The 21631-nt window shown below is 48.9% G+C and carries 20 protein-coding genes; 8 read left to right on the top strand and 12 right to left on the bottom strand.

Annotated elements, in window-relative coordinates; genetic code table 11:
• Positions 1-6 precede the first annotated feature (6 nt).
• The 3 genes from ACJ2PR_RS11435 to ACJ2PR_RS11445 are packed head-to-tail and all read left to right on the top strand — an operon-like array spanning position 7 to position 3132.
• Positions 7-1386: a sensor histidine kinase gene (locus tag ACJ2PR_RS11435; RefSeq protein WP_446866100.1), complete on the top strand. Its 1380-nt coding sequence runs from the start codon at positions 7-9 to the stop codon at positions 1384-1386.
• Positions 1383-1853: a rhodanese-like domain-containing protein gene (locus ACJ2PR_RS11440; RefSeq protein ID WP_446877094.1), complete on the top strand. Its 471-nt coding sequence runs from the start codon at positions 1383-1385 to the stop codon at positions 1851-1853. Before ACJ2PR_RS11435 ends, ACJ2PR_RS11440 begins: the two co-directional genes overlap by 4 nt.
• Positions 1837-3132 (top strand): bifunctional folylpolyglutamate synthase/dihydrofolate synthase, encoded by a 1296-nt coding sequence (locus tag ACJ2PR_RS11445; protein ID WP_446877095.1) that lies wholly within the window; start codon positions 1837-1839, stop codon positions 3130-3132. Before ACJ2PR_RS11440 ends, ACJ2PR_RS11445 begins: the two co-directional genes overlap by 17 nt.
• Here ACJ2PR_RS11445 and ACJ2PR_RS11450 read toward each other — a convergent pair.
• Positions 3124-3387, bottom strand: a complete 264-nt coding sequence (locus ACJ2PR_RS11450) for a DUF1543 domain-containing protein (protein WP_446856683.1) — start codon at positions 3385-3387, stop codon at positions 3124-3126. The two genes, ACJ2PR_RS11445 and ACJ2PR_RS11450, sit on opposite strands and share 9 nt — an antisense overlap.
• Positions 3388-3921: 534 nt before the next feature.
• Between ACJ2PR_RS11450 and ACJ2PR_RS11455 the strand changes: the two genes are divergently transcribed.
• Both ACJ2PR_RS11455 and ACJ2PR_RS11460 read left to right on the top strand, forming a co-directional pair.
• Positions 3922-4569, top strand: a complete 648-nt coding sequence (locus ACJ2PR_RS11455; protein ID WP_446856682.1) for a MotA/TolQ/ExbB proton channel family protein — start codon at positions 3922-3924, stop codon at positions 4567-4569.
• 342 nt (positions 4570-4911) lie between these two features.
• Positions 4912-5538, top strand: coding sequence for an ExbD/TolR family protein (locus tag ACJ2PR_RS11460; RefSeq protein ID WP_446877096.1), 627 nt, complete (start codon positions 4912-4914; stop codon positions 5536-5538).
• A gap of 359 nt (positions 5539-5897) precedes the next feature.
• On the opposite strand, the gene acs is transcribed toward ACJ2PR_RS11460, so the two are convergent.
• From acs to ACJ2PR_RS11480, 4 genes are all read right to left on the bottom strand, one after another.
• Entirely contained in the window at positions 5898-7958 is a 2061-nt protein-coding gene (gene acs, locus ACJ2PR_RS11465) for an acetate--CoA ligase (RefSeq protein WP_446877097.1), read from the bottom strand.
• Complete coding sequence (locus tag ACJ2PR_RS11470; protein ID WP_446877098.1) at positions 7955-8242, bottom strand: type II toxin-antitoxin system RelE/ParE family toxin; 288 nt, start codon at positions 8240-8242, stop codon at positions 7955-7957. The genes acs and ACJ2PR_RS11470 overlap by 4 nt, the downstream gene beginning before the upstream one ends.
• A 22-nt stretch (positions 8243-8264) precedes the next feature.
• Entirely contained in the window at positions 8265-8531 is a 267-nt protein-coding gene (locus ACJ2PR_RS11475) for a type II toxin-antitoxin system ParD family antitoxin (RefSeq protein WP_446877099.1), read from the bottom strand.
• 142 nt (positions 8532-8673) lie between these two features.
• Complete coding sequence (locus ACJ2PR_RS11480; protein WP_446877100.1) at positions 8674-10650, bottom strand: hypothetical protein; 1977 nt, start codon at positions 10648-10650, stop codon at positions 8674-8676.
• Between the two features lie 351 nt (positions 10651-11001).
• Between ACJ2PR_RS11480 and fabG the strand changes: the two genes are divergently transcribed.
• Positions 11002-11763: a 3-oxoacyl-[acyl-carrier-protein] reductase gene (gene fabG / locus ACJ2PR_RS11485; protein ID WP_446856675.1), complete on the top strand. Its 762-nt coding sequence runs from the start codon at positions 11002-11004 to the stop codon at positions 11761-11763.
• A gap of 113 nt (positions 11764-11876) precedes the next feature.
• Here the strand turns inward: fabG and ACJ2PR_RS11490 are convergent, their stop codons facing one another.
• Positions 11877-12539 carry an SDR family oxidoreductase gene (locus tag ACJ2PR_RS11490; RefSeq protein ID WP_446877101.1) on the bottom strand — a complete coding sequence of 221 codons (663 nt, stop codon included), beginning with the start codon at positions 12537-12539 and terminating at the stop codon, positions 11877-11879.
• A 197-nt stretch (positions 12540-12736) separates the two neighbouring features.
• Between ACJ2PR_RS11490 and ACJ2PR_RS11495 the strand changes: the two genes are divergently transcribed.
• Entirely contained in the window at positions 12737-13120 is a 384-nt protein-coding gene (locus ACJ2PR_RS11495; protein ID WP_446856673.1) for a DUF2614 family zinc ribbon-containing protein, read from the top strand.
• A gap of 118 nt (positions 13121-13238) precedes the next feature.
• On the opposite strand, the gene ACJ2PR_RS11500 is transcribed toward ACJ2PR_RS11495, so the two are convergent.
• The 6 genes from ACJ2PR_RS11500 to pruA all read right to left on the bottom strand — a co-directional run bounded on the left by ACJ2PR_RS11500 (position 13239) and on the right by pruA (position 21145).
• A complete protein-coding gene (locus ACJ2PR_RS11500) occupies positions 13239-13610 on the bottom strand; it encodes a slr1957 family protein (protein WP_446866090.1) in 372 nt (123 codons plus the stop codon).
• Between the two features lie 321 nt (positions 13611-13931).
• Complete coding sequence (locus ACJ2PR_RS11505; RefSeq protein WP_446877102.1) at positions 13932-14846, bottom strand: DUF6816 family protein; 915 nt, start codon at positions 14844-14846, stop codon at positions 13932-13934.
• 37 nt (positions 14847-14883) lie between these two features.
• Positions 14884-15750: a DNA-methyltransferase gene (locus tag ACJ2PR_RS11510; RefSeq protein ID WP_446877103.1), complete on the bottom strand. Its 867-nt coding sequence runs from the start codon at positions 15748-15750 to the stop codon at positions 14884-14886.
• A gap of 63 nt (positions 15751-15813) precedes the next feature.
• The gene (locus ACJ2PR_RS11515) at positions 15814-17046 is read right to left on the bottom strand and encodes a 4-hydroxy-3-methylbut-2-enyl diphosphate reductase (RefSeq protein WP_446877104.1); all 1233 of its coding nucleotides are present in this window, start codon (positions 17044-17046) and stop codon (positions 15814-15816) included.
• Between the two features lie 58 nt (positions 17047-17104).
• On the bottom strand, positions 17105-17947 hold the full coding sequence (locus ACJ2PR_RS11520) for an SGNH/GDSL hydrolase family protein (RefSeq protein ID WP_446877105.1): 843 nt from the start codon (positions 17945-17947) through the stop codon (positions 17105-17107).
• A 201-nt stretch (positions 17948-18148) separates the two neighbouring features.
• Complete coding sequence (pruA, locus tag ACJ2PR_RS11525) at positions 18149-21145, bottom strand: L-glutamate gamma-semialdehyde dehydrogenase (protein WP_446877106.1); 2997 nt, start codon at positions 21143-21145, stop codon at positions 18149-18151.
• A 94-nt stretch (positions 21146-21239) separates the two neighbouring features.
• Here pruA and ACJ2PR_RS11530 point away from each other — a divergent pair, with 94 nt between their 5' ends.
• The gene (locus ACJ2PR_RS11530) at positions 21240-21410 is read left to right on the top strand and encodes a hypothetical protein (RefSeq protein ID WP_446856666.1); all 171 of its coding nucleotides are present in this window, start codon (positions 21240-21242) and stop codon (positions 21408-21410) included.
• Positions 21411-21631 lie beyond the last annotated feature (221 nt).

Here is a 21631-nt window from a genome sequence, read left to right on the forward strand (position 1 = left end):
AGTTCCATGTTTTTCTTAAAAAAGTCGCCCGAAGATAAAGGGTTGATTGTAGGGTTTTTAGCATTGACGCTGTTGATGGGCTTGGGGAGTACAGTTTCTTATCAAAACGCGACACAGCTTATTGAGAATAACAAAAAATCTCAACAAACTTATCAAATTATTAGAAAATTAGTTGATGTATTTGCGACGATGACAGTGGTTGAGTCGGGGCGGCGAGGCTACATTTATTCGGGCGATCGCAAAGAGTTAGCGCGATATGAAACTGCGATCGTTCAGTTTGAGCCGGAGTTGACTGAGCTTCGGATATTAGTATCCGCTGATCCAACGCAGTCTCAGCAATTAGTTAAATTAGAAAGGTTACTTAGTCAGAGGTTGGTACTTCTTAGAGACTCGATCGCTCTCTACCAGCGAGATCAGTCTGCGTTAGACACTCAAGCTTTGATGACCGATCGCAGTGTCGTTTTGCGAGAGCAAATCCAAGCTGTGATTAATGAAATGCGAACTCAGGAAGAACAAGAGCTAGAGAAGTCGATCAAGCAGTCTCAGGTGAGTATCTATGAAAGAAAATTAATCGAAACCTGGCTGACTCTTTCTGGATTTTCAATTTTGATCCTAGGGTTTTTAGGATTTTACTCACAGTTAGTCAAACGTCAACAAGCTGAAGCTTCTGAACAAAAACTATCTCAACAAAAAGAGTTAAGCGAACTCAAGTTAAAGTTTTTCTCAATGGTTTCGCATGAGTTTAGAACGCCTTTAAGTGTAATTTTGGGATCTGTTGAACTACTCATTGAAAGTCAGCAGTATTGGACGGAAGATCGTAAACAGAAAAACTTAAAGCGAATTCAATCTTCTGCAAAATCAATGACTCAATTACTAACAGATATTCTCACCTTAACGCGGGCAGAAGCTGGAAAGTTGCAGTGTAGTCTAGAACTGTTGGACTTAGAAGCTTTTTGTCTCAATTTAATTGAAGATTTTGAATGTGCAACACCAGCAATTTATTCGTTTCAATTCACAAGTGACTGTTATTACACTCATGCTCAATTAGATGAAAAACTGCTTTATTCTACATTAGGAAATTTGATATCTAACTCGATCAGATATTCACCCACGGGAGGCAGAATCAAACTCACCTTAAAGAGTGAATTGGGAATGATCATTTTTCAGGTTAAGGATGAAGGGTTAGGAATTCCTTTAGGCGATCGTTCTCGATTGTATGAGCCTTTTTATCGGGGACAAAACGCCACGACGATCGCTGGAACTGGATTAGGATTAGCTGTGGTTAAAAAATGTGTTGCGCTACAAAATGGCGAATTGACCTTAGAGAGTCAGGAAGGAATGGGGACAACTTTTACGGTAAGGATTCCGCGAGGTGGTCGTGAATGAATCCTTTTGATCGGCTCAGTTGGTCTGCGCTCAATCTGCTGATTCGGACTCAGTTTCCCAGGGTGCGCCACCTATCAGTTGGTGAACTAGAAAATTGGTTAGAGAGCGATCGCAAACCTCATTTACTGGATGCAAGAACTGAAGCGGAATACAATGTTAGCCATTTGGATAATGCTCAGAGAATTAATCCAGATATCCACGATTTTTCTGATTTGAAACTGTCTTTAGAAACCTCGATCGTGGTGTACTGTTCGGTAGGCTATCGATCAGCGCGGGTGGTCGATCGACTCCAGCAAGCAGGATTTACTCAAGTGATGAATCTGGAAGGCTCAATTTTTGAGTGGGCAAATCAGGGTAAACCTATTTACGCTCAAGGGCAGCGGGTGCAGCGGGTGCATCTTTACAGTCCAGCTTGGGGCTATTTATTGAGGGACGATCTGAGAGCATTGAGTGACAACCAGGAGTAATATTTTTGTGGATATTGATGCAACTTTGCAGCGGTTTGAACGGTTTGGAATTCACTTAGGATTGGAGGCGAGTCAGCAGCTTTTGTCTGCGTTAAACAATCCACACGATCGCGTTCCAATTATTCATGTCGCAGGCAGCAATGGCAAGGGTTCCGTTTGTGCTTATTTGTCATCGGTTTTGACCGAAGCGGGCTATCGAGTTGGACGCTACACATCGCCACATTTAGTTAGCTGGTGTGAACGAATTTGTATTAACAACCGATCAATTTCTCCAGAAGATTTGCAGCAGGTTTTGTCAGAAGTTGAGGCGGCAATTGATCCCACTTTTTGTCCAACTCAATTTGAGGTAATTACGGCGGCGATGTGGCTTTATTTTGCTCAACAGCAGGTAGAGATTGCCGTGGTCGAAGTGGGATTAGGCGGTCGATTGGATGCGACAAATGTCTGCGATCGTCCCCTTGTCACTATCATTACTTCTCTCAGTCTGGAACATTGGCAACGACTCGGCCCAACCCTTGCAGACATCGCTAGAGAAAAAGCTGGCATCCTTAAGTCCGGCTGTCCCGCCGTAATTGGTCAGATTCCCCCAGAGGCAAAACAGGCCATCGATCGCCGCATCGTCGAAGTCAACTGCCCCGTCATTTACCCCGACCCTGCCACAGATTCAGGCAACGGTTGGGCAGAGTACACCCCTCCCTCCTCCCTCCTCCCTCCTCCCTCCTCCCTCCGTTATCAGCTTCCCCTTCAAGGCGCGATCCAGCGACACAATTCAGCGTTGGCGATCGCCGCTCTACAACTTCTCCAGCAGCAGGGATGGAAGATTTCGGATCAGGCAATCAGGGATGGAATCGCTAAAACTCAGTGGGCAGGAAGGTTGCAGTGGTTTAGATACAAAGAACGCCAAATCCTGATCGATGGGGCCCATAATCCCGCTAGTGCTAAGGTGCTGCGTCAGTTTGTAGAGTCGTTAGACGCTTCTCCTGTGCATTGGGTGATGGGAATGCTTTCGACTAAAGATCATGCCGACGTGTTTAAAGAATTGCTGCGATCGGGCGATTTTCTCTACCTCGTTCCTGTTCCGGGTCACAGTTCTGCCGAGCCTGAAAAACTATCGACATTAGCCCTACAGATCTGTCCTGATTTGGGTGACTGTAACGTTTATACAGACGTGTTTTCAGGATTAGAAGCAGCGCTACAAAACATCCACAACGAACTGATTGTTTTGTGTGGTTCACTTTATCTGATAGGTCAATTTTTTGTAAAAACAAATCTAAGCTGAGTATCGGTCGTCAATTTTTGCCCGATCGCTTTCCTCAGTTTCCGTTAATAGAATGCGATGTCCGTCAACGATGTCTAACTTTTGAATGGCATCGACATGTATCCCATCTGCAATGCCTTTCCATTTTGCCTTCGCCAAGGTTCTCGCTTCTTTTTGGCTTCCAGCGATCACAAACACGACTTCATGATCTTCACCTAACCGATCGCTTGCCAGCTTGCCTCCCAAAAACACTGCGAATAAGCTCTTTTTCAGCATTTCGGCTCCCAAAAGTTTATACGGCGATCCTAAATCAACCTGAATCCGATGAGTCTTTCGCTAGGATTATCAACTCGATCAGTTCCCTAAATCCTCCAAAATTAGGGGACTTTGAACCTTGGGGTTTCCGCTGCTTTGGGGCAATTCATCCCCTGATTCAGCAACGCCTTTTTTTAATGTCAATTCGATAGTCTTGTTCGATTTGGTTACAGTGTTCAGTCGCTTCTAAATTTTCCACCAATCAAGAACTTTCCACTGGAAATCTGGTCTTGAAGTTCCCCAAAATTGGCAGCTTGGGGGCAGAAGACGCGATCAACGAAGCGAAAGGACTTCACCGAACCATCCTTAAAGTTCGAGGAGCATCCAGAAAGTTCGAGGAGCATCTAGATTGAATCATCTACCCGGATCATTCACACTAAATTACGATCGGCCTGCATCAACCATCCATCGAGTCTCTAAAATTAAAATGCCTCAGATTTGTGAGAGGCTGGAAATTCACCATCAGGTGTGAGGCATGACTGGAGAGAACAGACGATGAACATCGTAGAACTATTTCAAAAGGGCGGCGTGACAATGGTGCCGCTGCTGCTGCTCTCGATTTTGGCATTGAGCGCCATTATTGAGCGATCGTGGTTTTGGTTCAATGTCCTCAACAAAGAAAAAGAGACGGTCAATCGGATTCTGGATGCCTCTCGTAAAGACTGGGGGATGTCAACTGAGATTGCACGGCAGGCTTACGACCAACCGATCGCCCGATTTCTCTATGCTGCCCTGCGGCTCCAAGACCCTGACCCAGAACTGTTTCGCCTAGCCCTCGAATCGTCTGCCGACGAAGAAATTGTCTCCATGCGGCGAGGCGACAAGATTCTCGAAGCAGTGATTGCCCTGGCTCCGCTGTTGGGCTTGCTAGGGACGGTTCTTGGCTTGATTACGTCACTGGGGTCGATTCGACTGGGCGACATTGGCACCGCATCTACAGCAGGCGTTACAACGGGGATCGGCGAAGCCTTGATCAGCACCGCAACAGGCTTGATCGTGGCGATTCTTGCGGCTGGCTTCTACAGAATTTTTCAGGCACTCATTTTCAATCAGGCCAAGGTCTTCCGTCGCGCTGGCAATGATCTAGAACTGCTCTACCGTCAAAAATGGCAAACCAAAGGAGGGATGAGGGATGAGGGATGACCGTTTGCACCGCTCAAAACTTGCCAAATCATCTCAGCAGGCTGACCCATTCCGTTTAATCGTGCGCTGCTAGTCATAGGTCAAGAACAAACCAAGGGATGTTGATATCGGCGTTGCTGATTGGAGGGATGAATGCGTGGGAAGTGTCAAGCTTTTCGCCCCCTAAATCCCCCAAAATTGGGGGACTTTGAACCTTGGGTTTCCCGCCGCTTTGGGGCAATTCATCCCACGGTTCAGCAATGCCCTTGATATCCATGAATCAACCCATGAATCGACCAAAGTGACTACTTTCTATCCCTCATCCCTCATCCCTCACCCCTCATCCCTCATCCCTCATCCCTTATGAAGCTCAACCTAGATTCTCCCAACGACGAGGCGCAGATCCAGATCATTCCGTTGATTGACGTGATCTTCTGTATTCTGGTTTTCTTTATTTTGGCAGCGCTGCAATTAACCCGTCAGCAAGGCATTAACGTCGATCTGCCCAAAGCAGCCACAGGCACCGTGCAGACGCAAGAATCCCTCATGGTCTACATTGATCCCGCAGGGCAGATTTACGTGGATAAACAACCCGTCGATCGTGCCCAACTCTTCCAGGTCGTGCAGAACTATCACCAGCAGCAACCCGAAGGCTTATTGGTTCTTAGTGCTTCTCAAACGGCACTCTATAACGATGTGATTCAAGTGCTAGACATTTTACGAACGGTGGGGGGCGATCGGGCTGCTCTCTCCACAGCCCCCCCTCCAAGTGGTCAACCGTCTCCCACTCCAACCACTCCCGCGCCTCTTGTAACCCCTGGCATCAACCCTCCTGTCGCTCCCGGCGGCACCGATCTGTTTGGAAACCCGATCGCACCCAGTCCAGGCGGCTTACAAACGACTCCGACTCCCCTTTCTCCTCAGCCAACCCTTCCTCCAGGCTCCGGAACTCAACCCAACACAGAGCCTTCGCCACTTCCACCCCAGTAGACCTGAATTCGATGAATCTTTTTGCGCTCTTTAATGTCGTAGGAGATCTTGGTAATGACCAGCACCAGTGAGAGACTTTAATCTAGAATTCTCATGCAAAAGTTTCTCAGAATGGGGAGTTGAGGGGCAGAAGAATTGGACAACGAAGCAGAAAACCTCAGTGAAAAACTTCATCGAATTGACGTTTAGATAAGGTTTCTCGTTCAAAATTTCTCACTTATGGAGGATTTAGGAGACCATCCGACTCTGAAGCCAAAGCGAAAGACTTCATCAAGTTCACATTAAACCCAATTCACATTAAAAAAGGTAGACGAATCGCCTACCCATTGGGAAGTTGGATCTTCTTGAGATTAGAAATCTTAGCTTTGACGAAGCTTTTCTAAAACGCTGCGGTCTTCTAGCGTAGAGGTGTCACCCGAAATTTCGACCCCGCTAGCCAGATCGCGGAGGAGTCGTCGCATAATTTTGCCCGATCGCGTCTTGGGTAAAGCGTCAGCAAATCGGATTTCACCCGGACGAGCGATCGCGCCAATCTCGTTGACCACATGTTTTTTGAGTGCTTTGGCCAGGTCGTCGCTGGGCTGATGATCGCCCTCCAAGGTGACAAAGGCTACAATGTCTTGCCCTTTTACTTCGTCGGGTTTGCCCACGACAGCGGCTTCTGCAACAGCGGGATGAGACACCAGAGCAGATTCAACTTCCATTGTGCCTAGCCTGTGTCCGGCGACATTGATCACGTCATCCACGCGACCCATCACCCAAAAGTAGCCGTCTTCATCTTGTCGGGCCCCGTCTCCTGCAAAGTAGGTGTAGTGCCCTTCTTTAACTGGAATGTGTTCCCAGTAAGTTTTGCGGAAGCGATCGGGGTCGCCAAAGACCGTTCGCATCATGCCCGGCCAGGGATGCCGAATCGCTAAATATCCCCCCTCATTCGTCGGCACAGAATCGCCGTCCAAATTGACGACATCCGCTAAAATTCCCGGAAAAGGCAGCGTCGCAGATCCAGGTTTGGTCGGAATGGCCCCTGGCAAAGCGGTGATCATAATGCCGCCTGTTTCGGTTTGCCACCAGGTATCAACGATCGGACATTTTTCTCCTCCAATCACGGTGTGATACCACATCCAGGCTTCGGGATTGATGGGTTCGCCGACCGTTCCCAATAGCCTCAAGGAAGACAAATCTCGCGCTTTGGGATGTTCGTCGCCCATCTTGATGAAGGCTCGAATCGCTGTGGGAGCGGTGTAGAGAATCGTGACCTTGTGTTTTTCAATCACATCCCAAAAGCAGCCTGGGTTTGAGGCGCGAGGGGCTCCTTCATACATGACGGTGGTGGCTCCGTTGGAAAGTGGCCCATAGACGACATAGCTATGCCCTGTGATCCAGCCTACGTCAGCAGTACACCAATAAACATCCGATTCCTGGAGGTCAAAAATCCATTTGGCGGTGATGTGGGCGTAGAGATTGTAGCCGCCTGTCGTATGAACGACTCCTTTGGGCTTGCCCGTGCTGCCAGACGTGTAGAGAATGAACAGCATATCTTCGCTATCCATCGGTTCGGCAGGGCATTCGGCAGAAACCTCTGTTTCGAGATCGTGCCACCAAAAATCCTGGCCGTCTTTCATCTCGATTTCTTGAGCGGTGCGCTTGACCACAAGAACTTTTTCGACAGGCACATTGGGATGAGAAAGGGCTTTGTCTACCTGAGTTTTGAGCGGCACGATCGCATCCTTTCGCCAGCCTCCATCCGCTGTGACAACGACTTTGACCTGACCATCCATCAAGCGATCGCGCAGCGCTTCGGCACTAAACCCCCCAAATACGACCGTGTGGGCGGCTCCTATCCGAGTACAGGCCAGCATGGCGATCGCCGCTTCTGGAATCATCGGCATATACAATCCGACCACATCGCCTTTTTTAACGCCCAGGTGTTTGAGAACGTTGGCAAACTTACAAACCTGCTGGTGAAGTTGGGCATAGGTCAGCGTCAGGGTATCTCCGGGTTCACCTTCCCAGACGATCGCGGGCTTATCAGGACGAGTGGTGAGATGGCGATCGAGGCAGTTGTAAGACAGATTCGTTTTACCATTGACAAACCATCGGGCAAAAGGGGGATTGCTCCAGTCCAGCACCGTATCCCAGGGTTGAAACCAGTGCAATTCTTGAGTGGCTAAATCTGCCCAAAATTTTTGCGGGTCGGCTTGAGCGCGATCGACCAGTTGCTGATAGTCTTCTAAGCTTTTGATGGTGGCTTTTTGTGAGAACTCAGCCGAGGGAGGAAAGACGCGATCTTCGTGCAGAGTGGATTCAATATTGGATTCAGCCATTTTGTTGGGTTTATCAGAATTAGGATCTTCTCTAAAAAACGATACTGGTTTCTGGGGAGCGATCGACCAACAGGAGTCTTGAGTTTCGTGAATCATTGATCATCGGGGCTTGAGAACAGTGCTTCTAGGTCTTGATAGCCACTCACCACCCGTGCAATTTCCACTTCCTCGGTCGTTGAGCGGTAAAGAATTAAATAATCTTCAAATGAGAGGCTTCCCAAACCCGACGATAGTTCATCCCGTTTTCGTCCGATATTTGGAAACTGAGTGAGCGTTAAAAACTTCTGATTGAGCTTGTCAATAAATTTCTCAGAGGCTCTCATTCCACTTTGATCAGCAATATAGCCACTGATCCGCTCAATATCTCGGCTTGCTTGCACAGCAATGTATATCTTGCGCTCATTAAGAGAGTTTCTCCTGTCTCTTGTGGAGTTTGACTTTTAACTCCTGCATAAAAGTTTCACCATCTACTGTTTCACCGCGATCGAGTTGCTCAATGCCGATCATGACCTCGCGCTGAAGTTCTTCAAATCGTCCTTTGTAGATGCGTTCTCGTTCTTCCAAAAGCTTGACCCCAGCATCAATCACTTCACTAACCGAGGAGAACTTACCGATCGCGATTTGTTGTTGAATAAACTGTTCAGTTTCGGGGGTGAGTGAGATGTCCATAGTTGACTGAGACTGAGGAGAGTTCTTCTTATTTTAGCGATCGATTTCAAGGAGTCTTGAGTTTCGTATTCCGGTTCAAAGTCCCTCACGGGTAAGGAAGTTAGAGATCTGCCCGGATTGATGATCGCAGAGAAAGATTGGTCTAGCGCCCGATCGCTTTTCTCCAAGCCTGAATCTGTAACTGTGCGGCTGCGTAGGCCTCGGTGCGGGGGGGGATTTTTTGAGCCGTGGCGATCGCGCCCAAAACGTCTGTGTCAGCTTGAACGATCGCCGCCTGCAAAATCTGCTGACTCCATTGAGTGATTGCCTGATTAGCCTCCGTTCGTAGAGAAGTCGTCCCTGGCACCCCATCTGCTAATCGAATTGCCTGTGACAACGCATCCGGCGTGCCCCCATTGGCCGCATCTCTGGCTGCTTGCAGGTTGCTTTGGGCTTGAATGCGGTTTTGCCAGTTTTGCACTTTTGCCTGAGCATTATCGTAAAGTGCACTGCCAGAATTGACCTGTTGAGCCGCCGCGATCGCACTCAGCAAATCTCCGGCATCCGCCAACGTGTCCGCCTGATCGAGAATTGGCTGGTCTTGCAGTCGAGCAATCTGCGATCGCCACTGCCCAATTTTGCCCTGAGCCTCGTCGTAGAGCGATCGTCCTGATGTGATCCGTCTGGCCTCGTCGATCGCCGACTGTAACCCATTCACATCGCCAGCGCTTGCCATTTGAGTTGCCTGGTCGAGAATCGGCCGATCCTGCATCTCTTGCATCTGACTCGAAACTTGACTGACCAGTTGTTGCGCTTCTTTAGACCGAGGATTGTCAGACGGAACGAGAGACGCTTGCGCGATCGCCTCCGCTAAATCATCTGATCTACCCGATTGAGCCAGTTGCCGCGCTCGTTCTAGTTGTGCCACATCACTCTTTTCTAGCTGCCAACGGGCGATCAGTTTTTGGGCTTTATCGTAATAAGGGCGGCCCAATTGGAGATCTTGGGCTTGAGCGATCGCCGCCTCAATGTCTGCCGCCGTACCACCCCAGGCTTTTGACTGCGCTCGTGCAATCACATCAAAATCTTCGATCTCACGCTGCAACTTTGTATTCGGTGGAATCTTGCTAATGATATCCAGCGCGCCTGACAGGTCTTTGCGATCGAGTCTGGCCTGAGCCAAATCCATCATTTCTTGACCTACCTTGGCAACGGTTTCTTGAGCTTCCTGGTAGACATAGCTCTTTTCATCAATGCTAGAAATCAGTTTGACCGCTTCGAGTAGATTGGTTACGCCGCCGCGATCGATCAAGTCTTTTGCTTTGGCTAACTTACTAATGTCCTGACGAGTCGCTGTAATGATGGTGGTAAGTTCTTGATACTTGGTGGTTTGCCAGAAATTATTGTCGATCGACAGCAACCGGGCCGCCTCCGAAGAAGCCTTACGCCAGTTTTGTTTTCGCAGCGCGTCTTCAACTCGACCATAGATAATCTCTGCTTCAGCCCAAATGCCCTGCCACTTCTCAATCCGCTTCTCAATCTGGTCGTGGGCGCTGGTGTTGTTGGGAATCTTGCGAGCCACGTCGATCGCTTCCTTGAGTTTTCCGGCGTGAAATGCTTCATCTGCAAGCCCTAAAATATCTTCGGCCCACTGCTCGACCAGACGGTTTACTTCGTCATGAAGGGGATGGTCAGGCGGCAGACTGTTGACTAATTTAATCGCTTCGAGCAGATCATTAACAGTTTGTTTGTTAGCGGCAAGCTGGGCACAGTGCATTCGCAGCGAGGCCGAGGCCAGCGGCCAAAAAATTGCGGGACAGTTGGGAACGGCGGGTAGCTTAAACAGGAACCCGATCGAGAAAGCGGTCAACCCCGTCGTCATGACCAATCCCAAAATGACAGCCGTCTTCCAGTTGCGGAGCCGTTTCCAGGTCGCTTCGGGTGGAGTGTCAGGCGGACTATCTCGATCAAGCGTCTGCTTTGAGGAATCGGTCTCTGAGGAAGACGTTTGCCTTGTAGAGGCCTTGTGCGAACGGTCTAGATTTTGAGACGATGAGTTGGCCGCCTTCCTGCGGGGCTGAGGCTGCGAAGGTTTCGGAATCCGCCGATTAGGAATGCCGCGATCTCTAGTCATAGCCACCGTAAAAACTGCGCGATTGCCAAGGATATCTTAAACCGCAAAGCAATAGATGCAATCCTACTCTTCATCTTGAAAAAAAGCCAACTTTGGAGGGATGGGAGGAGGAGGGAGGAGGGAGGAGGGGATGAGAGGGGGATTTAGGTGTTGAGTTTTGGACTCTGAACTTAAGATCTGAACTTAAGATATGAGGAGTCCTCTGGGTGTTAAGGTTCGGTTTCTAAATTTTGAACTTGGAACAACACCCGACGTGAACATTGGTCTTCATCCCTCATCCCTCATCCCTCATCCCTTCTTCTCTAGTTCTCCTTTGCCGATATGATCAGATCCGCACAGAACTGAGAGGAAGCCGTTATGGAAGCATTGCCAACAGAGCTACAGTTGTCGGGGAAGGTGGCGATCGTCACAGGTGCGTCACGGGGAATCGGTCGATCGACGGCGCTGGCGTTGGCATCGGAGGGCGCGAAGGTGGTCGTTAACTACGCCAGTTCTAGCGGGGCGGCTGAAAAAGTGGTCGAGGAGATTTCTGCATTGGGAAGTGAGGCGATCGCGGTCGCTGCGGATGTTTCTAAAGCGGATCAGGTCGATGCGCTGGTCGAGTCTGCGATGACAAAGTGGGGCAGAGTGGATGTGTTAGTCAACAATGCTGGCATTACTCGCGATACGCTGCTGTTGAGAATGAAGCTAGAAGACTGGCAAGCAGTCATGGATTTAAACTTAACGGGCGTGTTTTTGTGCACCAGAGCCGTCAGCAAAATTATGTTGAAGCAGCGATCGGGGCGCATTGTCAACATTACGTCGGTCGCGGGCCAGATGGGCAATCCGGGACAGGCAAATTATAGTGCGGCAAAAGCGGGAGTGATTGGTTTTACGCGCACTGTGGCTAAAGAGCTTGCTAGTCGGGGCATTACGGTCAATGCGGTCGCACCGGGATTCATCACAACCGACATGACGAATGATCTGAAGTCGGATGAGATTCTCAAATACATTCCGCTAGGTCGCTATGGTCAGCCCGAAGAGGTCGCCGGAATGATCCGATTTTTGGCTGCGTCTCCAGCAGCCTCTTACATCACGGGACAGGTCTTTAACGTGGATGGCGGCATGGTGATGGCTTAGGAATTTTGAGGAAATGAGCGGCGATCGCCTTTGACCTCGACAAAAATTTGCGCCAGAGTTGCAAGTTCTAAAATGGAATGAGTTTGATTCCTTGATTTCTCATTCCTCGATCGCTAGTCCAGTTTGAATTCCTCAAAGTCTGGAGTGCCGTAGATCATTTCGCGATCGACCGCCGATAGAACTCGATTGTTTGACTGATCGCGACTCACACAGCGACAGACTAGCTGCGCCACATCCGCCCGATGAATCGTCCCCGCAATTTTGGGATCTTCGGTCAAGATGCCGTTGCCAGTCGCAGGTTCAGATTTGAGTCCGCCTGGTCGAACGATCGTGTAAATCAATCCACTCTGGATTAAATGCTGTTCGGCTTTCTCCTTTTCTTTGAGAACTTCACCCAGGGTTTGCAGAGCTTGAGGCGGCAGAGCCACCGCACTTTCACCACTGCCGATCGACGTGACTAAGATGAATCTGCGAACGCCCGCTTTTACGGCTGCATCAATTAAATTTTTGTTGCCCAGATAGTCGGCGCGTTCTCCATCCTGGGGCTTGCCGCCGATCGTGCTGATTACGGTGTCGATGGAAGTTCCGCTCATGGCTGACTCAACTTGATCGAGACTCATGGCATCGACGATCGTGACTTCGATTCCCAAGGCTTGCAATTCGGGGGCGGCGGCTTGAGATCTGAGCAGTGCCTTTAGGCTGAGATTTTGCGCCGTCAGACCCTTGGCAATTTCTCGACCGACTCCTCGACTGGCTCCTGCTAAAAAAATTGTCATGCTCAATTCCTGGTAAAGGTTACGCTGATTAAACTTTGGAGCAGTTTTGTGTGCCCATCGATCAGATAACTTATGCTGTAGAGAGTGTCGATCGCAAGTCGGAAACCTGATCCCCTTTGAGTAGAGATAGCCGTCCCCTGAGCGACGATGGGATCTGCTTCAATTAAGATAGTTTATTTCATTTCCAGGAGTCTGCTGTGAACCAGAACAGCCTCAACAATCTTCAACTGAGTATCACTGGCTTTGGTCGCCTGCTGACCCTGATTGGGTTTGTCTGGTTGCTGACGGCGCTGGGGTTGGGATGGTTGATTAAGTCGTTTTTTGTTTTGTTGGGTCTGCTGTTGTTGGCTCCGGTGGTGGCGTTTTTTGCGTTTCAGTGGTGGCTCAAGAAAAACCTGGTTCAGGCGGCTTGTCCGGTTTGTAGCTATGAGTTTGCGGGCATCAATCAGGCTGACATTCAATGTCCTAGCTGTGGGGAGCCGTTGCAGGTCGAGCAGGGACGCTTTAAGCGAATGACTCCTTCGGGTACGATCGATGTCGAAGCAGTAGAAGTGTCAGCCCAAGTCATTGATGAAGGGTAAAGATGAAGATTAAGGACGAAGGTTAAAACATTCTTTAGTCTAATAAAATTTGTTCCAAAAAAAGAGGGATAAGCTACCAGGCTCACCCCTTTTTTTAGCTTTAACTTGCTAAGAAATTCTAGATTTCTTCTTCCTCAAAACAAGGAAAAGATTCTTCGTCATCCATTCGAGCAACGACGATCGCGCAGAAAGCAAACGCCAAAACAAAAGGCATTGGGGACGACATAAAATAGCCTGACGCAGCGGCAATGACGGTACTTACAAGAGCGCTGAGACACCAGATTCTTTCCTCGGTGCTAAGACCTTTTTCTGCCTTGATGGACTTGAGTACCTGAGTGGGAATCGGGACAGGCATCACTGCATTTGGAGGAAACGCCCAATAGCTCGATCGCTCGACAAACCAATCAGTCCAGCCGTTATCTTGGCACCAATCAGCAATCCATTGTTCGCAATAGTGATTTATGTTCCAGGGCTTAAGAAAAGAGGTCATCTGGGGTTCTAAAAAAGAGGGAATACAGTTGGTTTGAGTGAGCGGATTTGGAGATTAGCGATTCCTGACTTTCAGAAATGCTGACTGAGATAGATTGTCTAAAGTGTTGAGTTGCTTTTGAGGAAGAGCCGCAATGACTCGTAAATTCTCAGACAGCAAATGAACCGGATGAATTACCCGTCAATATTCTGACAATAGCAAAGGCATTTCTGGGATGGACTCGAAAGACAATAAAGTTTACTTTGCTGACGATTCTTGCAAACTTCTGTAATCATTGCTTGTAAATTGCTTACAGAGTCGAATTTCTAACGTTACAAAAAATCACTCTGAGGGCAGACTCACCGCTTCTACAGGCACAAATTCCAGTCGATAGCGATAAAGCGCCACAGGTCTTTCGCCCGTTTTGAAGTAATCAGGATCTTGAGAAGACAAATAGACCGCCGTCATCTGGTCAGCGACGACCCCTTGCGGGTAACTCGAAGAGATCGCAGGCGTTCTTCTCTCCTCACTCCTGTCTCCTCTCTCCTCACTCCTGTCTCCTCTCTCCTCACTTTCTCCTCTCTCCTCACTTCTCCGATAAGCTGTCGTCGTCTCGACCTGATTGAGATAGGGTTGGGAACTGCCGCGAAAAATCTGCTGAAAGATTTCTGTCGTGATGAATTGATTCAAAGCAGGCGTTTCAACAGATCTGGCGTTGACGATCGACACTAGCTGACGATCATCTCTCAACAGCGTAATTTGCCGATTGGGAGACTCTGGATCGACTTTGACCGCCAAAACCGCTCGATCGCCCAGATAAGCCTTTGCCAAATTCAAACCATTGAAGGCGCGATCGGCGACAACTTCTGGGGTTCGTGACCGTTGTTGCAGCGATTTGAGGGCGGCAGCAATGCGATTTTTGGCAGACCCTTGTTTAACAAACCGCACATCAAACTTAACGGGCTGATTTAAATAGTCACGATTGCTCTCAAAGCCGGGAGTGACCACTTCTGGAGCAAGGGGTGCAACCAAATCGACGAGCGTACTGGTGACGTGCCAGGTTCCTTTAAACCAGGTGGGATAGATCAGATCGCCCTGAGCCGTTTGGATGGGTGGTTTGGACTGCCATTGAGGAAAAGCAGCCACTCGATCGGACAACATACCCGCCTGAACCGGAAAACTCCAGATCAAATAGAGAAAGGCAAAAATGAGGCTGTAAATAAATCTTCTGAGCGTTCTAGCGTCTTGAGGGCCCATAGCAGTTCGATGCGATCGATTACCCTCACTTTACCGTTCACCGGATCTTTTTTCTGCGCGCCTCATTTTTGCGATCGAACCAGAACCACTCTTCGTCTGACATCGATTTTGCAATTTGAATACGCTGAACTGCCCAACTTAAATATTCGGCACTGAGATCACAGCCTAGCCATTTTCGTCCCAATTGTTCGGCGACGACAGCGGTCGTTCCGGAGCCTAGAAAGGGATCAACAATCACATCGCCTCTTTGAGAAGACGCCAACAAAAACTTTCTGACTAATTCTTCTGGTTTTTGAGTCAGATGATTTGTTTTTTCATCCATTCCATTACAAGTTGTCGGAATCTCAATTACGTCTCTTGGTTTTGCGCCTTTGGGATTAGGGTGCCAAATTTTTTCATGACTTCCATATTGACTCGTCTCGGCTTGAGGTCGATCGGGATACTTTAGCGTGTGTTCGCTATAGAGAATCCGCACGTTTTCTACATTCATATAAAACTTTTTGGTCTTCCTAAAATGCAGAATGCTTTCGTGCGATCGCCCCCAATCGTTAGACAAATTTGCCTTGTTTTTGTAGTGCCAGACTAGCCAGCGACAACCCTGAAAATATCGAGAAGCAGGTAACTTCAAATCCGCCAAAATTTCAGAGAATCCACAGATATAAACGGTGCCCGTTGGTTTAAGAATTCGAGCAGTTTGTTCGATCCATTGCAGCGACCATTCAACGTAAATTTGCTGCGATTCAAAGGTATCCCATTCTGCTTTTTTGAGATTGTAGGGAGGGTCAGCAAACACCAGATCAACCGAGTTGGAATCTAGCGATTTTAGCCAAACGATCGCGTCTCCTAACCAAATTTCTCCATTGGCGTGAGTGTAAAACGATCGAGGCGAGTCTAAAGCATTCATGCAGCAAAAATTGGGGTGACAAAACTCATTTTCCCCGGATCACCCCAACTTTCTAAACTTCTTCTAAACCATCGAAACAGCCGCTTTGAGCGCAAAGATTTTTTCAATCACATCAGCCACAACTTTATCGGGTGTCGAAGCGCCAGACGTAATGCCTACCACGATTTCACCATCGGGAAGCCAATTTTTGGTGACTTCGAGATCCCGATGCAAAGGTTTGTGTTCGATACGATCGCTCGACAAAATTCGATCCACACAATCAATGTGATAAGAGGGAATGGAACGATCGATCGCAATTTCTTGCAAGTGGGTTGTGTTTGAAGAATTGTAGCCGCCAATCACGATCATCAAATCTAGCTTTTCATCCACTAACTCAAACATGGCATCTTGACGCTCTTGAGTCGCATCGCAAATCGTGTTGAAGCTGAGGAAGTGTTGACTGAGTTGATCGGGGCCATACTTCCGCATCATAGTGTGTTCAAATAGCTTGCCAATCTGCTCCGTTTCGCCCTTCAACATCGTGGTTTGATTAGCGATACCAATTTGTTGTAGATCGCGATCGGGATCGAATCCTAATGACGTTGAATTCTTGAATTTGTTGAGAAATTCTGTGCGTTGGCGAAGCCTCTCGCTCTGCGAACCGCCGCCATTCAAAATATAGTTCGCGACGTATTCCGCTTCCTTCAGATTCAGCACGATTAAGTAAGTGCCCGCAAAGGAACTCGTGGCGATCGTTTCTTCGTGGTTATATTTGCCGTGAATGATTGATGTGTGAGCAACTTTTTTATGTTTTTCGACTGTATTCCAGACCTTTGAAACCCAGGGACAGGTCGTATCGACGATCGTACAGCCGCGATCATTTAACAATTGCATTTCCTGCACACTTGCCCCAAACGCGGGAAGGATGACAACATCGCCATGCTCAATCCCAGAAAAATCTTTTTCACCCGCGATCAATTCAATAAAATGCACATTCATCTCGCGCAAACGCTGATTGACCGAGGGATTGTGAATAATTTCATTGGTAATCCAAATCCGCTCAGTGGGAAAGTGCTGCCTCGTCTCATACGCCATCGCCACGGCTCGTTCGACTCCCCAACAAAACCCAAACGCCTGCGCTAATCGAATCGTCACGTTGTCGCGTTTTAAGGTGTACTGACTCTCGCGAATCTGCTGAATCAGGTCGCTCTGGTACTCAGAATCCATCACGTCTGAAACTTCGGCATCGTGACCAAACCCTTTGCGGTGGTAGTTTTCAGAACTGTTGAGCGATCGCTTAAATGCTTTGGTGTCCATCGGGCTTCCTTGAGATGACGCGACTAGTGATGATCATAGGACGAATTGAGCGTAGGGACTAGCTTTCGGATTTTGAGGTGTCCAATTCCAACTGGCTAAAGGTTTGAATCGCCGATCGCCACACCAGATAACCTTGAGAACTGAGGTGCAGTCCATCAGTAGTTAGTTCTGATCGCAGGTAACCTTCGTTGTCTACAAAAAGTGGTTGTAAGTCCAGATAAGAAACGTTGGCGGACTGAGCGATCGCAGCAATTTTTTGATTTAAATCATGAATTCGCTTGTTAGAAATATCGAGTAAGCGATCGCGTTTTTCGTTGGTTGACTTGTTAGCGTGAGGCAGGATTGATTGAACAATAATTCTACTTTTGGGATGAGCCTCTTTGAGATCCTGAACGATTTTTTGATAATTTTCTAACAAGTCTTGGTCAGATACGCCTTTGACAAGATCATTAATACCAATCATCAAAAAGATTGCTTGAGGCTCTGTTTTTTCAAAAAGATTCAAGCGCTTGAGCAATCCCGCAGAGGTTTCGCCTGATATCCCTTGATTGAGCCAGGTACGATCGCTGGGCAACAACTCCGGTGGAAACCACAAACTCAGCGAATCCCCAACCAAAACGGTTAAGCGATCGGGCTTATTTTTGACCGCAGCCTTCGCTTCTTTGTCTAACAAATCAACCCATTGTTCATAGGTCAATTGTTGTCGTGACTCCAGCTTAGAAACGATGTCAGCAGCTTCTTGAGCATCCGTTGTCGAAGCAGGAAGCGGCGTAATTTTGATCCGCGATGAATTGCTCGGAGACTCATTTCTCAACAACAATAAGGCCACCGTCGCCAGCAGCAAACCATTCGTCACCAACGATATCAACGCCCAGGCGGGAAAAGATTTAGAGTTTGCCACGGCCATAAAAGGAAAGGATGAGGGATGAGGGATGAAAAAAGAGGGCTAGTTATCAGTCAGGGTGTAATGAGCATCCATTGTAGGGGCAATGCTCCCGTGCTTACCCTCTTCCTATATTCAGAACACCCACGGAGAGATGACCTTTACCTGCGATCGCCCCACCCCAACACCAATCCGAATCTATTTCATCCCTCATCCCTGCTACTCTGCTCCTTCGATCGGCGCAAATCCCTGTCTCTGCACATTTTCGGTGACGACGCGAGGCTCCAGGAATTGCAGCAAATAATCAGGGCCGCCTGCTTTGGAGCCAACGCCTGACAGTTTGAAGCCGCCAAAGGGTTGACGAGCGACGATCGCCCCTGTGATTCCGCGATTAATATACAGATTGCCGACTTCGTATTCTGCTTGGGCTTGCTCGATGTGGGAGGGCGTTCGCGAATAGAGTCCGCCTGTGAGAGCAAAGGGCGTGCTGTTGGCGATCGTCAAGGCTTCGTCAAATGTCTGCGCTTTCATGACAGCCAGAACCGGCCCGAAAATTTCTTCTTGGGCGATCTTGGCAGAGGGCAACACGTTGGCAAAGACGACTGGACTGACAAAATAGCCAGAGTCGGGAACGGGCATTTCGAGGGCGACTTCTGCTTCGGTGCGACCCTGCTCGATGTAGTCTCGAATTCGACGTTGAGCCTCGGCATCGATGACGGGCCCGACTTGCGTGCTGGGCGATTCGGCAAGTCCGATGTTGAGCGATCGAGTAGCTTCAATTACCCGATTCAAAAAGGTGTCGTAGATCGAGTCGAGAACGATCGCCCGTGAGCAAGCCGAACACTTTTGACCGCTATAGCCAAAGGCAGACTGGATGACTCCCTGAACGGCCTGATCCAAATCGGCACTTTCATCGACGATGATGGCGTTTTTGCCGCCCATTTCTGCAACGACGCGCTTCAAATGTTTTTGCCCTGGTTGCAGAACGGCTGCGTTGGCATAGATTTGACAGCCGACGGCCTGAGATCCGGTAAATACAATCATGTGAACGTCGCGATGTTTGACCAAATGGGCACCCACAGACGCACCATCTCCCGGCACAAACTGAAACACGCCACGAGGAATGCCCGCATCCACGAGAATTTCTGTAATTTTTGCCGCAATCACTGACGAGGTTTCCGCAGGTTTGAGCAGCGCACAGTTGCCCGTCACCAAAGCCGCCACCACCATCCCCATCGGAATCGCCAGCGGAAAATTCCACGGAGAAATGACGACGACAATGCCTCTAGGATAATAGTGATAACGGTTCGTTTCACCGGGCAGATCGTAGGCGTAGCCTTGATTCAGCCGTTCCATATCGTCGGCGTAGTAGCGGCAAAAGTCGATCGCTTCTGACACTTCTCCATCTGCCTCTTTAACAGGTTTTCCCGTTTCCAACACCATCCAGGCGATCAGGTCTTCGCGGCGTTGTGACAACAGATCGGCCGCTTTTCTGAGAATTCCAGCCCGCTCAGTGGCTGGCGTTTTTTGCCACGCGGGAAAGGCTGTTTTGGCGGCGGCGATCGCGTCCTCGGACTGTTCCACACTAATCATGCCAATCCGTCCTACGACCTCATTAAATTGAGACGGATTGACAGAATCCAGTTTCTCAGCAGTTTCGACGTATTCCCCATCAATGAGAGGTAAGTAAGTTTTACCCAACTGCTGACGCACGGACTGTAAGGCGTTTTGAATACGATCGCGCGCCTCGACTTCTGCATAATCGGTATCCGCCACGTTTTGGAAGAGACGGGGGAGGGATGAGGCGTGAGGCGTGAGGCGTGAGGAGGGTTCTGAAGGGGCGGGTTCGGCGATCGGCGGCGCTAACAATTCTTCGACGGGGCGTTCTTCCAGGTTTTGGCGGAGAAAAGAACTGTTGGCGGTGTTTTCTAACAAACGACGAATCAGATAAGACATGCCAGGAATCAGGTCGCCGTAGGGACAGTAGACGCGGACTCGATAGCCCTGATCGGCGATCGCTTTCGCCAACTTATCGCCCATCCCATACAACACCTGAAACTCAATCCGACGGCGCGGAATCTCTAACGCTTTGGCAATGGCGATCGCGTGAGCTTGAGTGCGGACATTGTGACTGCCGATCGCCGCATACAAATGCTCGTGATTTTCCAGCAACAGTCTTGTCATCGTTTCAAAGTTGGCATCTGTTGCGGGCTTTTGATTGTAAACGGGCTGCTGCCAATCTTTTTGCACCGCTTTGATCGTTTCCTGATCCCAATAAGCGCCCTTGACTAGCCGAACCGTTAACGGTGTGCCCCGCTGTTTTGCCCAAGCGATCAAATCGTGTAAATCCTGCTCACTGTCTCGCAAATAAGCCTGAAGCGTCATTCCCAAATCCGAGCGATCGCGAAACTCCTCTTCCATCAAAATCCGCTTGAGAATCGAGAGTGTCAGATCCTTGTAAGCGTATTGCTCCATATCAAAATGCACCGCCGCCCCCAACTCCTTAGCCCGCCGCAAGAGAATGCGAATGCGATCGCTCACCCGTGCTTCACTGCCCTCAGCATCCAACGGATCAAACTGCGAATAAAACGCCGTCAGCTTGACAGATACCTGCACTTTTGAGAGCGGCTTCCCGTCCGCCAAGTCGATCACAGGCACCGTCCCCCAATTTTGCGAAGCTTCGGTGAGTTGGGTCATCAAGTCGAGGTAGCGATCGAGATAAGACTGAGCCTCCGCTTCTGTAATCACCGCTTCGCCCAGCAGATCCACCGTGAACGCCATCTTGTCTTTACGCAACCGCTCCAGGGTTTTGAGAACCTGCTTGGTGTTTTCACCTGAAATATATTTGTGAGCCAGCGTCTCAACTGCTGTAGAAACGGTCGTCGCGGCTACCTGTCCCGGCATCGAGTCGGCATTGGCAAAATTGAGCATTCCCTTGAGCGCAGATGGCAACTCGACGCTGGCATCGCCCAAATATTCCTGCAAATGACGGGCGATCTCAGGTTTGCTTCTCAAGGCAGGCAGACAGTCGATAAAGCGAAATAGCTGCACCCTGAGATTGGGGTTGCCCATCGTCCAGCCCAACAGTTTGTCATCCCAACGCATCTGATCTCGCATCTGGGCAAACAGAGAACGCCCCTCTCTCGTCGCGGCCAAAAGCTGACGGGCGATCGCTTGCGTTTGGGTTTCATAGATGCGATCTGCTTGGCTAACCATATTCCACAGTCTCCTAATTGCTGGCTTCAAAAGCTTCTATTTCTATTGTCGATTCTTCAAAAGCGGTTGTGAGGGCTGAGTCTCATAAAGCTTAATGTTTCGCAAAGAAGTCGAATTCTTGAAGAGTAAGGAGCAGAATACCGCACTGGCGATCGCCAATTTAGTTTTGTCAGAAAAGCGTGACGGCGAAAAGCTTCATCAATTCATTATCAATTTTTCTCAAAAGACTCCGTATTTTTGCACCGTTCCAGAGCCGACTATGTAACAATACTTCAGTATAAATCAGGAGTAATACGGAAGCGTCAGCCGCATACCTAAAGCACGACTCTTTCTAGATTGACGGAAACCTCAATCGAACTAGACATCAAAAAGACGACACGAAAAAGCCTCATTGAATTTACGTTGAATTTACGTTAAACAAATAGGCTAAATAACGTGAATTCGATAAGAGGTTTTCCGCTTCGTTGTTCACGGCTTCTGCCCCCC

The sequence above is a fragment of the Phormidesmis sp. 146-33 genome, assembly GCF_052939515.1.

Coding starts and splice junctions, on each gene's coding strand:
- ACJ2PR_RS11435 (WP_446866100.1), top strand. CDS start 7: ATGTTTTTCTTAAAAAAGTCGCCCGAAGATAAAGGGTTGATTGTAGGG.
- ACJ2PR_RS11440 (WP_446877094.1), top strand. CDS start 1,383: ATGAATCCTTTTGATCGGCTCAGTTGGTCTGCGCTCAATCTGCTGATT.
- ACJ2PR_RS11450 (WP_446856683.1), bottom strand. CDS start 3,387: ATGCTGAAAAAGAGCTTATTCGCAGTGTTTTTGGGAGGCAAGCTGGCA.
- ACJ2PR_RS11455 (WP_446856682.1), top strand. CDS start 3,922: ATGAACATCGTAGAACTATTTCAAAAGGGCGGCGTGACAATGGTGCCG.
- ACJ2PR_RS11460 (WP_446877096.1), top strand. CDS start 4,912: ATGAAGCTCAACCTAGATTCTCCCAACGACGAGGCGCAGATCCAGATC.
- acs (WP_446877097.1), bottom strand. CDS start 7,958: ATGATTCACGAAACTCAAGACTCCTGTTGGTCGATCGCTCCCCAGAAA.
- ACJ2PR_RS11475 (WP_446877099.1), bottom strand. CDS start 8,531: ATGGACATCTCACTCACCCCCGAAACTGAACAGTTTATTCAACAACAA.
- fabG (WP_446856675.1), top strand. CDS start 11,002: ATGGAAGCATTGCCAACAGAGCTACAGTTGTCGGGGAAGGTGGCGATC.
- ACJ2PR_RS11490 (WP_446877101.1), bottom strand. CDS start 12,539: ATGACAATTTTTTTAGCAGGAGCCAGTCGAGGAGTCGGTCGAGAAATT.
- ACJ2PR_RS11500 (WP_446866090.1), bottom strand. CDS start 13,610: ATGACCTCTTTTCTTAAGCCCTGGAACATAAATCACTATTGCGAACAA.
- ACJ2PR_RS11505 (WP_446877102.1), bottom strand. CDS start 14,846: ATGGGCCCTCAAGACGCTAGAACGCTCAGAAGATTTATTTACAGCCTC.
- ACJ2PR_RS11510 (WP_446877103.1), bottom strand. CDS start 15,750: ATGAATGCTTTAGACTCGCCTCGATCGTTTTACACTCACGCCAATGGA.
- ACJ2PR_RS11515 (WP_446877104.1), bottom strand. CDS start 17,046: ATGGACACCAAAGCATTTAAGCGATCGCTCAACAGTTCTGAAAACTAC.
- pruA (WP_446877106.1), bottom strand. CDS start 21,145: ATGGTTAGCCAAGCAGATCGCATCTATGAAACCCAAACGCAAGCGATC.
- ACJ2PR_RS11530 (WP_446856666.1), top strand. CDS start 21,240: ATGTTTCGCAAAGAAGTCGAATTCTTGAAGAGTAAGGAGCAGAATACC.